General features: G+C 40.6%; 13 protein-coding genes. 10 read left to right on the top strand and 3 right to left on the bottom strand.

What is annotated here, in order from left to right; genetic code table 11:
- The first annotated feature begins 111 nt into the window (after positions 1-111).
- The 7 genes from dinG to NST24_RS10430 all read left to right on the top strand — a co-directional run bounded on the left by dinG (position 112) and on the right by NST24_RS10430 (position 7,102).
- Positions 112-2,904, top strand: coding sequence for an ATP-dependent DNA helicase DinG (dinG, locus tag NST24_RS10460; RefSeq protein ID WP_342461751.1), 2,793 nt, complete (start codon positions 112-114; stop codon positions 2,902-2,904).
- A 132-nt stretch (positions 2,905-3,036) separates the two neighbouring features.
- Entirely contained in the window at positions 3,037-3,207 is a 171-nt protein-coding gene (locus NST24_RS10455) for a YpmA family protein (protein WP_008344594.1), read from the top strand.
- A gap of 12 nt (positions 3,208-3,219) precedes the next feature.
- A complete protein-coding gene (tseB, locus tag NST24_RS10450; protein WP_342461750.1) occupies positions 3,220-3,705 on the top strand; it encodes a cell wall elongation/penicillin-binding protein regulator TseB in 486 nt (161 codons plus the stop codon).
- A 116-nt stretch (positions 3,706-3,821) separates the two neighbouring features.
- A complete protein-coding gene (asnS, locus tag NST24_RS10445) occupies positions 3,822-5,114 on the top strand; it encodes an asparagine--tRNA ligase (protein ID WP_342461749.1) in 1,293 nt (430 codons plus the stop codon).
- A 97-nt stretch (positions 5,115-5,211) separates the two neighbouring features.
- Positions 5,212-5,916, top strand: a complete 705-nt coding sequence (locus NST24_RS10440) for a DnaD domain-containing protein (protein ID WP_007500879.1) — start codon at positions 5,212-5,214, stop codon at positions 5,914-5,916.
- Positions 5,917-5,933: 17 nt separating this feature from the next.
- Entirely contained in the window at positions 5,934-6,596 is a 663-nt protein-coding gene (nth, locus tag NST24_RS10435) for an endonuclease III (RefSeq protein ID WP_008344602.1), read from the top strand.
- Positions 6,593-7,102 (top strand): YpoC family protein, encoded by a 510-nt coding sequence (locus tag NST24_RS10430; RefSeq protein WP_342461748.1) that lies wholly within the window; start codon positions 6,593-6,595, stop codon positions 7,100-7,102. Before nth ends, NST24_RS10430 begins: the two co-directional genes overlap by 4 nt.
- Positions 7,103-7,137: 35 nt before the next feature.
- Here NST24_RS10430 and NST24_RS10425 read toward each other — a convergent pair whose 3' ends face one another.
- Positions 7,138-9,810, bottom strand: a complete 2,673-nt coding sequence (locus NST24_RS10425) for a PBP1A family penicillin-binding protein (RefSeq protein WP_035702944.1) — start codon at positions 9,808-9,810, stop codon at positions 7,138-7,140.
- Positions 9,811-9,829: 19 nt separating this feature from the next.
- The gene (gene recU / locus NST24_RS10420; protein WP_017359733.1) at positions 9,830-10,465 is read right to left on the bottom strand and encodes a Holliday junction resolvase RecU; all 636 of its coding nucleotides are present in this window, start codon (positions 10,463-10,465) and stop codon (positions 9,830-9,832) included.
- Positions 10,466-10,511: 46 nt separating this feature from the next.
- Here recU and NST24_RS10415 point away from each other — a divergent pair, with 46 nt between their 5' ends.
- Complete coding sequence (locus tag NST24_RS10415) at positions 10,512-11,468, top strand: DUF2515 domain-containing protein (RefSeq protein WP_342461747.1); 957 nt, start codon at positions 10,512-10,514, stop codon at positions 11,466-11,468.
- A 23-nt stretch (positions 11,469-11,491) separates the two neighbouring features.
- Here NST24_RS10415 and sspM read toward each other — a convergent pair whose 3' ends face one another.
- Positions 11,492-11,596, bottom strand: a complete 105-nt coding sequence (sspM, locus tag NST24_RS10410; protein ID WP_342461746.1) for an acid-soluble spore protein SspM — start codon at positions 11,594-11,596, stop codon at positions 11,492-11,494.
- Positions 11,597-11,792: 196 nt separating this feature from the next.
- Here sspM and NST24_RS10405 point away from each other — a divergent pair, with 196 nt between their 5' ends.
- Positions 11,793-12,026, top strand: a complete 234-nt coding sequence (locus tag NST24_RS10405; RefSeq protein ID WP_224558417.1) for a DUF5446 family protein — start codon at positions 11,793-11,795, stop codon at positions 12,024-12,026.
- Between the two features lie 49 nt (positions 12,027-12,075).
- Positions 12,076-12,456 (top strand): YppE family protein, encoded by a 381-nt coding sequence (locus NST24_RS10400; RefSeq protein ID WP_342461745.1) that lies wholly within the window; start codon positions 12,076-12,078, stop codon positions 12,454-12,456.
- Positions 12,457-12,559 lie beyond the last annotated feature (103 nt).

The raw sequence follows: 12,559 nt of genomic DNA, 5'->3' as shown, positions 1-12,559 counted from the left end.
CGCTCACATGGAAACAGAACAGTTTCATCATAAGGAAGCTGTTCTGTTTCAGCTATATTGCCCAGAGTGTGTTTCACTATGAGTGGAACGAGGAATTGAGGTGTCCATTTTATGACCGATCAAAGGTTTGTTGTCGTTGATATTGAAACCACCGGGAATTCACCAAAAAAAGGTGATAAAATCATTCAAATTGCTGCGGTGGTCATTGAAAATGGACAAATTGTCGAACGGTATTCAAAATATGTGAACCCAGGGAAAACGATTCCTGGATTTATTGAACAGCTGACAGGTATTAAGCAGCACATGGTTGATGACGCGGTGTTTTTTGAGGACATTGCCCAAGAGGTGTATGATCTCATACAGGGCGCTTATTTTGTTGCGCACAATGTTCATTTTGATTTGAACTTTTTAAACGATGAACTAAAAGCATGCGGGAAAAATGAGCTGGATGTGCTAGCGATTGATACGGTTGAAATTTCTAGAATTCTTTATCCTGAGCTTGAAGGTTATAAGCTAACTGAATTAAGCGAAGAGCTCATGCTTCCACATGACCACCCGCACAGGGCGGATAGTGATGCGGAAGTTACTGCCATGTTATTTTTAACCTTATTACATCAATTAAGGAATACACCGCCAAATGTGTTAAAACAGCTGCGCAGATTATCCTCTTATCTTCTAAGTGATATAGGACTTTTAATTAAGCAGCTTGAAACCAATCACTCTAGTCAGGATGATTCGCTTGTAGAAGTAGGATCTTTTGCTGTGAAAGATGTGACCAATCCTATCACTGAATCGACATATGCAGTAGGCGCTGACGACGAGCAACTGTTTGAGGAGATAAAAGAAAAGCTTCCTCAAACATTAGAAGGCTATGAAGTAAGAGAAGGCCAGCTCACGATGATGAACAAAGTAAGAGATGCGTTCCATGAAAGAGCTTATGCGTTAATTGAAGCGGCGCCAGGAATCGGTAAAACACTCGCTTATCTTATACCAGCTGCTTTAGAAGCAAAGAAATCAGGAAAACCTGTCATTATCAGTACATATTCAATTTTACTGCAGCAGCAAATGCTTCAGCGCGATGTTCCGCTACTCAAGCAATTGCTCCCATTTGAGCCAGCCGCCTGTGTGTTTAAAGGGCGGGCACATTATATTTGTTTAGATAAGTTTGAGCATGTCCTGCATGAGGAAGATGATAACTATGATGTTGTCTTAACAAAAGCGCAAATTTTAATGTGGCTTCTTGTCACTGAAACAGGTGATTTGTCTGAACTGAATTTACCGTCAGGAGCTGCAAATATAAAAGACCGTATCTCTTGTGTGCACATGCCATTTACATCGAAAAAACGCCGTTTTAAAGAACATTGTTTTTATGAACGGGCTAAACGAAAGGCTCAAACCGCTGATTTAATTTTGACGAATCATCGTCTGCTTTTATCTCAAACGGAAGGAGCTTCTATCTTTCAACATGCAGATGTCTATGTGATTGATGAGGCCCACCAATTTGAAAAAACAGCCAATGAAACGCTAGGTGACAGTGCGTCTTATCTCCAGCTTCATGCGAAATTAACGCAGCTTGGCTCTTTGCATGGCGGGCTGCTTAAGAAATTGAAAAAGAGATTTCATGGGGCAGGTTTATCAACTGACACCTTTATTGAAATGGACGAGTATCTTCAGCAGCTTCAGATGGAAAGTGACGCATTTTTTAGTACCGTACATTCTTTTGTCAAAAGGACAAAACCAAAAGCGGACATCAATCGTCTCATTCATAGAGTCCGTCATCATTCAAAACATGCTCAGTGGGTCCGAATTAAAGAATCAGCGAGTAAGCTTTGTTCGTTATTGATTGCTTGTGAGAAACTGTATGAGCAGCAAAAAAATGAGTTGCTTCACAAAAGTGATCAGTTCATAGAGCAGTTTGCATTTGAAGCAGAAGAATACGATCAAGTGATGTCATTTATGCAGACATTCTGCAGTACGCTGTACCGGTTTATCTTTGAACCAAACAATGATGAAACCGTTTGGATTGAGATTGATGCAAAGGGTGCCAAGAATGCTGTCTTTATGCACGCGCAGCCGCTAGATACAGGGGAGTTGCTAGCTGATCGGTTCTTCATGAACAAAAAAAGCGTTGTCCTCACATCAGGGACGCTTACCATCAATCAACGCTTTGATTATTGCTTGGAACGATTTGGCCTGCAAGATTTTTACCCACACCTTGTCCAAATTGATTCACCTTTTGAACTTGAAAAACAGCTTAAGGTCGTTGTACCGGCTGACATGCCGCCGATCACAAACCGTGATGAACGCGAATATGTGAAGCAAGCTGCAAATTATATTAAGATCATGGAAAAGCAGGATCAAGCGAAAATATTGGTATTATTTAATTCACATGAGATGTTAAAAGCAGTGTATGAAGAGCTGAAATCAGAAGGTATGCAATCGGCATTGTTTGCTCAAGGTTTGACAGGCGGGAGCCCTGTAAAATTGACGAAAATGTTCAAATTGGCTAAGCAGGCCATCTTGCTAGGAACAGGGAGTTTCTGGGAAGGTGTGGATTTTCCTGGCTCAGAGCTAACGACCGTCATTATGGCAAGGCTTCCTTTCCGCCCGCCCGATTCACCGCTCATTGAAGCAAAATGCGAAGCGGCAAAAAAACAGGGGAAGAATCCGTTTAAAGCCGTCGCTCTCCCGGAAGCTGTGTTAACGTTTAAGCAAGGAGCAGGCCGCTTGCTGCGCTCGGAAAAAGACATCGGAACATTGCTGATTTTAGACCGCCGAGTGAAAACCGCTTCGTATGGAAAACTATTTTTAGAATCACTTCATCATGCGCCAGTTCACGAGATGTCCAAAGAGTCGCTTGAGGCGTATATAGAAAAGCTTAACAACGAAAAGCCGCTGTCATAAGCGGCCTTTCACTGGTGTGGGTTTGGAGTTAATTTATCGTAACGGCTTTTTATGTTCCGTTGTAAAAATAGTATCGGTTCTCACATTGAAAAGTATGACTAACAATATTTACGTACCGAGGAGGAATTAGAAGTGGAAAGTAAAATAGAGGTACTTTCAACTGTTCAAATTAAGCATTCAGAAGACCTATACAAAATCGTCGATTTGCTGAACAGAACGCTTAAAAGGGAAGATCTTATGTTTGGATTAGCATTAGATCAAGAAGATCAAAATCAAGCGATATTTACCATATATCGCACATAGGGGAAGCTTGACATGAAAAAAATAGTTTGGATTATTTCATCCATTGCTGCGCTCGTTTTACTCATTGGCATCATTAGCTTTTCGTGGATTTATCAAATTGCCATGGGACAAAAAGAAGAAGGTCATGAGGCAGCGATTGAACGAGCAAAAAAGCAAGCATCAATAGAACAAGTAGAGCAAGTGGATACCTTTGTTGGGAAAGAAAAGCAATTTATTGTGGAAGGTAAAAACAAACAAAACGAAGCGATCTATGTGTGGGTACCTGCCACCAAAAAAGAAAAAGTCATTGCTAAAAAAGCAAAAGAAGGCATTACTTCAACCCAAGCAGTACAAGCCGTTCAAAAGGAGAACACCATTTCTAAGCTGAAAAATGTTCAATTAGCACGAGAAGGTGACGTCCTCCTTTGGGAAGTAACGTACTTAAATGAGAACGACCAATATAGTTTCAGCTATGTTGATTTTACGACAGGACGAGTGGAAAAAAATTTAACACCGTAGTTTCTTCTGTCTTGCGTTGACCATGCTGATTTAGAACGGTTATAATAAAATGTATGAAAAAAGAATCACACCTATTTAACAAGGTGAGTTTCTTTCTGGCTTTGGAGGGAAATATGTTGAAAACAACTATTAATCAAGTGTTCAAACACGTCGATGAAGAAATAACAATCGGCGCATGGATTGCCAATAAACGTTCAAGCGGGAAAATTGCATTCTTGCAGCTTCGCGACGGGACAGGCTTTATTCAAGGAGTCGTTGTAAAAGCAGAGGTGGAAGAGGAAGTCTTTAAGCTTGCGAAATCAGTGACACAAGAGACATCGGTCTATGTCACAGGACAAGTAACAAAAGACGAACGTTCACCACTTGGTTTTGAATTACAAGTGAAATCCATTGAAGTGATTCACGAAGCAACAGATTACCCAATTACACCAAAAGAACATGGAACAGAATTCTTAATGGATCACCGTCATTTATGGCTGCGTTCTAAAAAACAGCATGCCATTATGAAAATCCGTAACGAAATTATTCGTGCTACATATGAGTTTTTCCATCAAGAAGGCTTCGTGAAAGTGGATCCGCCAATTTTAACAGGAAGTGCTCCAGAAGGAACAACAGAGCTGTTTGCTACTAAATATTTTGATGAAGATGCGTACCTTTCTCAAAGTGGACAGCTTTACATGGAAGCTGCTGCAATGGCACTCGGAAAAGTATTCTCATTCGGTCCAACATTTAGAGCAGAAAAATCGAAAACAAAACGTCATTTAATCGAGTTCTGGATGATCGAGCCTGAGATGGCATTTGTTGAATTTAATGAGAACCTTGAGTACCAAGAAAATTATGTGTCTCACGTTGTTCAAAGTGTACTTGAAAATTGTAAAGTAGAACTGCACACACTTGGCCGTGATACAGCAAAATTAGAAAACATCAAAGCACCATTCCCGCGCATCACATATGATGAAGCGATTAAATTTTTGCAGGATAAAGGATTTGATGACATTGAATGGGGAGATGACTTCGGTGCGCCGCATGAAACAGCGATCGCCGAAAGCTATGATAAACCAGTCTTTATCACTCATTACCCAACCTCATTAAAACCATTTTATATGCAGCCTGCACCAGACCGTGATGATGTCGTCCTTTGTGCAGATTTAATTGCGCCAGAAGGCTATGGAGAGATTATCGGCGGTTCTGAACGTGTTCATGATTTAGATCTGCTTGAAGCAAGACTAAAAGAACATGGGTTAGATCAAGAAACGTACAAATGGTACACAGAATTAAGACAGTATGGTTCTGTACCACATTCAGGTTTTGGTCTTGGACTTGAACGAACAGTTGCTTGGATTAGCGGAGCGCCGCATGTGCGTGAAACAATTCCATTCCCAAGATTATTAAACCGTTTATATCCTTAAGACGTGAAAGCCTCCAACATATGGAGGCTTTTTCAAACGTCTTAAGGGCAGCACGTATGAGAAAACGTGATATACTGAAAGTGAAGAGGTGTATCCGATGAAAAGGCAGCAATTTATAGATATGCAGAAAATGGGTTCGACCAGTTTGCCTAATTTGCTGATTGCCCATTATGAGCAATTAGGACTGAATGAATCACAAATGATGGTCATGTTAAAGATTAAAATGAATGAAGAACAAGGCGTCTTTTTTCAGACATTTGAAGAGCTTTCACATGGTATGACCATTTCGGCCGAAGAATGTGCTTATATGGTGCAGTATTTGATTCAAAAAGGGTTTATTTCGATCCAGCCGTTTGAAGACAGGTCTGGTATTCAGCATGACCGGTACTCGGTAGAACCCTTATGGGGTGTGCTGTATGACTTTTTAGAAGCAAAACAGGCGAAAGACCTGCAAAAGAATCATGTGCAGGCTGAAAAATCTTTATATGCGCTATTTGAAGATGAGTTTGGCAGACCACTTTCTCCTCTTGAAGGGGAAACACTCTCGATCTGGATGGACCAAGACCATCATGATGCTGAGATGATTCGTCTTGCTCTAAGAGAAGCCGTTTTATCAGGAAAATTAAATTTTCGCTATATCGATCGAATATTGTTTGAGTGGAAAAAGAAAGGGCTGAAAACAGCGGAAGAAGCGAAAGAGCATAGCCAGCATTTCCGTTCGCAGCAAAAAGCCCCACCTTCAAAAGAAGAAACATCTTCATATAAAAGACAAGTTCCTTTTTATAATTGGCTGGAACAATAACCAATAAAGGAGAAGGCATGTTATCAAAAAAACAAATCAATGAATGTTTAGATATTATAGGAGATATGTTTCCAGAAGCTGAGTGTGAGCTTGTTCATTCCAATCCATTTGAACTAGTGATTGCTGTCGCACTCTCAGCGCAATGTACAGATGTTCTAGTGAACAAAGTGACCAAACATCTATTTCAAAAATATAAAACACCAGAAGACTATTTAAGTGTGCCGCTTGAAGAGTTGCAGCAGGATATTCGTTCGATCGGTCTTTATCGTAATAAGGCAAAAAACATTCAAAAATTAAGCCAAATGCTGATTGAAGATTATGGCGGTGAAGTGCCAAGAGATCGAGATGAGCTAATCAAGCTCCCAGGGGTTGGACGGAAAACAGCAAATGTCGTTGTGTCTGTCGCTTTTGGAATTCCCGCCATTGCAGTAGATACACATGTCGAGCGCGTCAGCAAACGACTTGGGATTTGCCGCTGGAAGGATTCTGTTCTTGAGGTAGAGCAAACCTTAATGAAGAAGGTGCCAAAAGAGGATTGGTCCGTGACCCATCATCGTCTCATCTTTTTCGGCAGATATCACTGTAAGGCGCAGCGGCCACAGTGTGAATCTTGTCCACTTCTTGATATGTGCAGAGAAGGGCAGAAGAGGCTGAAAAAAGGGCTGGTGAAGCTGGCATGAGCGGAGCAGCTGTTTTCACCTCATATGTCGAAAAGCTAAAAGAGAAAAAGGTAGAGATAAGCGGCGAAAAAAAGGATATATTAAGAATCAATCCACTCGCATTTGATCTATCTTCAGAACCTTTACTAGATGAGCAACCGTGGGAGAAAACGGAAGAATTTGTTCCTTTGATGTTTGATCTGTGGAATGAATTAAAAGACAACATGCTTCCTCGCTTTCAAACGAGAAAATCTCGGTGTGAAGAGGATGATATGCTGCAAGGCATTGTCAGTATGATTGCAATGTTTTACTGGATCAAAGGAGAGAAGCTTCAAACCGTTGATTGGGAGGAAATTAAACAACAGACGTTTCCAGTAGCCCCCATTAACTGGACAGAACGATTAGAGTTTATTTTGCTTAAACCTACCCAATATCATTGCTTTATTCAATTGGACGAGTTATACACAGAGCTCAAAAAGCAGTATGGAAAATATGAAGCACTCAGAAAGTTAAAACAAAATCGTTAAAAAAGCACTTGCCACATAGGGCAAGTGCTTTTTTGTTATTCGTCTTCTTTGCGAGAAGTAGAATTTGACTGAGTATTTGAGCTTTGAGAATTGGCTTTCTCGTCGTCTTTCTTTTTATCTTTATTGGCATCGCTCTGTGAGTTGCTGTTTCCATTTGTACTGTCTGAGCCATCACCATTTTCGGTATTTCCGCCTTGATCTTTTTTATCATCAGGCTTCTGCTCATCAGTGCCGCCTTGGTTTTGATTATCATCTGTTTGATCTGTTTGCTCATCATCAGGTTGCTGTGGCTCTTCTTCTTCTTTGTTCTCATCATCTGCTTTTTCTTCCTCTTCTTCGTCATCTTTAATGGTGAGGAAGGTAGAAGCAGCTTTACTTGTGACATCGTCTACAGTCGCTGTCACTTGGAATTTATAGGTGGATCCTGGCTTCACATCAGAGATGACGGCTTCTTTAGAAGAGCTGTTTTGAATGTCTTTATAGCCGCCATCATCGACCGCTTGCTTCACATTAAATGTTGCATCTGCATCGTCATCATAACCCCAAGTGAGTGTAATCGACTTTTTCTCTTCATCATACACCGCTTTTAAGTCAGATGGTTTGTCAGCTTCTTTCTTTTCATATGTGTCAGAAACTTTTGTTGGGACAGTTCCTTTGACGAAGTATTCCGTTGTCTTCTTATCACTTGGTGTGTTTGGTCCAGCTAACTTCGCTGGATCTGATCCTTTTTCAACCGTTGCTTCAACGACACTGTCTGGCTTTTCAAATGAGCCGCTTCCATCATCAATTTGAGAAATTAATTTCTGAAAGACAACTTTGGCAACACGTTGTTCATAATCCGTGAGCCACATTTTGCCGTCTGCATCTTTTGAGTTGCCGATTCCGGTCCACACAGCTGCTGTGTATTGCGGCGTGTAACCGACAAACCATGAATCTTTCGCCCCGCCAGAAGGGATGTTGTATTTATTAATATCATCTTGTGTAAAGTTGGTTGTACCTGTTTTACCAGCTACTTGAACATTCGGTACTTGTGCGAGTGTACCTGTTCCAGATTGTACAGCAGTTTTCAGCATATCTGTGATCATAAATGCAGTGTAATCACTCATGGCTGCTTTAGAGTCTGGCGTTAAGTCAAGCTTTGTTCCGTCATTAAATTCAACAGACGTTACGGCATGCGGTTCATTATAGTATCCGTTGTTACCGAATGCACTAAATGCACCAGCCATTTTAAGAGAAGAGACACCTTCGTCAAATCCGCCGATTGAGTAAGACTCAGGAATGTCAGAAGGTAAGTCCAAACCTAAGTTATTGGCGAATTGAACAGCATTATCTGTACCAGCTTCTTGGAAAGCTTTTAAAGCAGGGATGTTTCGTGATTGTGCCAAAGCACTTCTCATCGACATTTTCCCTAAGTGTCTTCTGTCAAAGTTGTTAATTGGTGTACCGTTAGAGTACGTATAAGGCGCATCATCAATTTGCTGATATGTTGACCATTTTTTGTTTTCAATTACAGGACCGTAATCTAAAATTGGTTTAATTGTAGATCCCGGCTGGCGTTTTGCATCAGTGGCATAGTTAAAGCCGCCGGCTGGCACATCACGACCACCACCAATGGCACGAATTTCACCATTTTTTGTATCCAGCAGGGTGACTCCAGCTTGCATACCTTTCGTAAATCCGGCTGAATCCCCATTGATGATGTCATCCAGATGATCCTGAGCTTTTCGATCAAGAGAAGTATAGATTTTTAATCCATCTGTTGATACATCTACTTTGGCTTTTTTCTGTACTTCTTCCATGACTTCTTCAATATAAGCAGAGTACTTACTTGAGTTTTGACTCTTATATTTATCAGCTGAAACAACTGTTTTGCTGACAGGCGTTGCTTTTGCTTCCTCATACTCTTTCTCTGAAATATAGCCTTGTTTTTTCATTAGGCCTAAAACGATATTACGGCGTTTTTCCGCTGCCTCTGGATGTTTCACTGGGTTATAGGCAGATGGACTTTGCGGCATACCTGCAAGTGTGGCAGCCTGTGCAACAGTTAGTTTATTTAAATCTGTCACTCCGAAAAATTGTTCAGCCGCTTTCCCAACACCATAAGCATAAGGAGAGAAGAAAATACGGTTTAAATACATTTCTAAAATTTCATCTTTAGAGTATTTTTGCTCAAGCTGAATCGAGAGCCATACTTCCTGTACTTTACGTTTTAACGTCTTTTGATTGTTAAGCAGGGAGTTCTTCACAACCTGCTGTGTAATCGTACTTCCACCTTCTGCTCCAAAACCGTCCTCGACGTTTGCGACAAGAGCACCGCCAATACGGATAGGATCAATCCCGTGGTGTTTATAAAAACGTGCATCTTCAGTTGCAATAAACGCGTCTTTTACCACGTCGGGTATATCTTTAATCGAGACATACGTTCTTTTTTCCGCCCCGACTTCTGCAAAGACTTTTTTGTCTTTATCGTAAAGTTTTGAAGAATACGGCGTTTTTAGCTTGCTATCATCAATAGAAGGAGCGCTTGATGCAAAAACGGCAAAAGTTGTGATTCCGGCTACTAAACAAAGAAGACCGATCACGAGTAAAGATAAAAATATTTTTTTAAATAGACCTGCTTTCTTTTTGCCTTTTTTGTTCTTTTGCTTCTTATTGTTTTCTTGACTTGCTTTACGTCGCTGTTCACGACTTGTAAATTGATCAGACATCACATCTCAACCTTTCGTGTTAAACCTTTTTCGAACGTAAATGTTGCTTGCTGTCATCCGAAAAATGAAGTGTCTCCACTACTTTAATATAATCAATTCTTGGCGAATATCCAAGTGTCATGAGGTGACCTGCTTCCATTAATTCATCTTTGCTAATGGATTTTCGGCCGTTTTGCTGCTGCCGCTCCCAAAAGAAGAAGAGGTCAGTAGCGGACAAATAATAAACGGAACCAAATGCGGATATAATAACAAAACAAATACCGCCTTGCTTTTCAACCTGTTTCATATGCTCAATTTGATGGTCGTGGAAATTTTTGAGCGGAAACGAGGTGGTGCTTTTGGTTTCCTTTGCTTCAAAATCGATATAACGCCCTTTGTATACCCCGTTGTAGTCTGTTGTGGAGGATTGTTTAAAATAGGCTTCTTTAATGACAGCAGCGCTTCTTTTTGGATAATCCACATTGACAATTTGAACAGGGGTAGGCTTTTTATGAATGACTGCGATCCCGTTGACCAAATAGTACTGGTTCGTTTCATTTAAGTCAGCTTCAAGCGTCATCCCGCGGTTACTATAAGATGATTCGCCGCTGATTCTTTTTTTTGTCCCAATTTGTTGAATGGGCTGATACGATTTTCCGTTAGGATACCGAATCATCAAGTTTCAGCCTCCTTTTAATGCATTTTGTATTGGAGAGATCACCATGTTGTCACAACAAGAGCACATGATTACCCAGCATATTTTACATGAAACGAAAGCGAAAAATAAGGACAACCTGACAAGGACAAATGCGTACAAGCGCTTTTATGACCGTCATCCAGAGATGAAATGGTCTCTGCTTGCTTCTTTTGTCTCCAGAAATGCTGGATGGTCGATGACAGATTTAAAAGGCGAGCTTTTTCATCCGGGTTTAACGGATCAGCAAGGGCATCTGTTCTTTACAGCATATGAAAGAGCGAATTGGCTGATCTTTTCAGATGCTTACCCGCAGCTTCTCGTGTATGAATGGTCAAAAAGGTGCCGCAAACCTTTATTTCATCTGCTGCCCCATTTCGGTGTGTCTCGTTTTATGAGCGCTGAGTGGGAACGATTTTGGCAAACGCGTGACACAGAGCGACTGCTGCATGCACTCATCATAAATGAACAATATACTATACAATCTCCTATTATACAAAATCCTCTCCTGAAAAAGAATGTTTTTCACTCGATTCAATATCTTTTCAGCGAGTGGGCACATTTTCAAACCGTCGTTTTTCCGACAGTAGACGGGCGTTTGTACGGGTTAACCATACGAAAGTTTTCCCAAGTAAAAGAGCGCATTACGTTAGGGAAAAAACTAGCAAAATTATTGTTTCGAGCCGATTTGTTTTCGGATTTTTATCATTTTTTGCATACCGTGCCGCATACGGGATCTCGATTTGATTTTGAACCGTTTTTAGGGATTGCGCGAAGGTCAAGCCCTTTCCTCAGAACGGTGTATCCAGTCATGACACATTCATTAGACGATCAAAGGGAAGATTGGTTTCAAAAGAAATTGAGTCCATCCTTGTTTGAAGCAGAGCGTTTACCAAAACAAATTGAGCTGACCGACTGGTATTTTCATAAAAAAAGGCAGCTTCGTTTTCTTTTCTCATTAGAACACTATTTTTTGCATAAATAAAAAGCAGGGGGTACCTGCTTTTTTTACGTGGATGGACGGTTAGGGCCGCCGAGCTTTTTATCAAGCTGATCTGTATTATTTTCTTTCCCTTTTGTTTTTTGCTCTTTTGGTGCTTGCTGCTTTTTCATGACATCTACCTCCTTTGTCCTTAGAATTTACACAATCGGACGCGATCATACAAAGAAGGACAAGCACATGTCGAAATGGAAGAAATTGCGCTTATCTTCACTTAGATTGGCGATTTAGTTCTAGTTTTGTCATGTATGAAGGAGGGAGCAAAAGAAAAGAGAATGTAACGAGAGATGATAAAGGAGGAATCTGATGATGAGCGAATTTGTATCAAAAGAATCCATTATGCAGTTGTTAGAGGAAATTGAGCGAAAGATTGATGCGGTGGAAGAAGAACTGTCTTTAGCTGTCAAAAAAACAAAAAACGCTGCCGTAGAGGAGCAAGAACAAATCATTGACCGTCTTGAATCTGAAGTGAAGGAATGTGAATTGAAAATTCATGCAGCAGAGTATAAGCTGCAGGCAAGACCCGCATATCACGCCGGATAGCTTTTCTATTTGAGCAATAAGTAAACGTTTGATAGGATGGTTCATAGAGGTGAACACTTTGGATAATCAAACATTACTTAAACATACACAAGAGTTGATCACGTGGATCGAAGAAGCATACGAGCAGTACCTAAAGGGAAAGGCAGAAGAGGAATACCCAGTTTATGATTTTTACAACGATATTCAACCGGCCGTTGTCAAATTTGATCAGCAAATGGAAGAGTGGCTTACTGCTGCTACCTCATTTATTCATCAGGCCAAACCTAGATACTTACATCAAGAACAGCTTGAAGCCGTCCAAGAAAATGGAAAAGAGGTTGTGCTGCAATCTTTTTTTGGCAAACAGCATGCACCTCGTGTGAAAAATTTAGTTGAGTCAGTGATTTATACACTGAACCTTTTAATAGAAGAAATCAACAAACGCAGCTGATGAAACAGCCTGCGTTTTTCTTATGGCTGCTGTAGGCACATCTTCTGCTTCCTGAACATAATATATCATTGACTTCAATATGTTTTCAGAGCGAGAGGAGCGA

The sequence above is a fragment of the Bacillus sp. FSL R5-0286 genome, from assembly GCF_038593245.1.
In the GTDB taxonomy this organism is placed as follows: Bacteria; Bacillota; Bacilli; order Bacillales; family Bacillaceae; genus Bacillus; species Bacillus altitudinis.
Note: the sequence above shows the minus strand (reverse complement) of the source record. Positions and strands in the feature narration are given on the sequence as shown.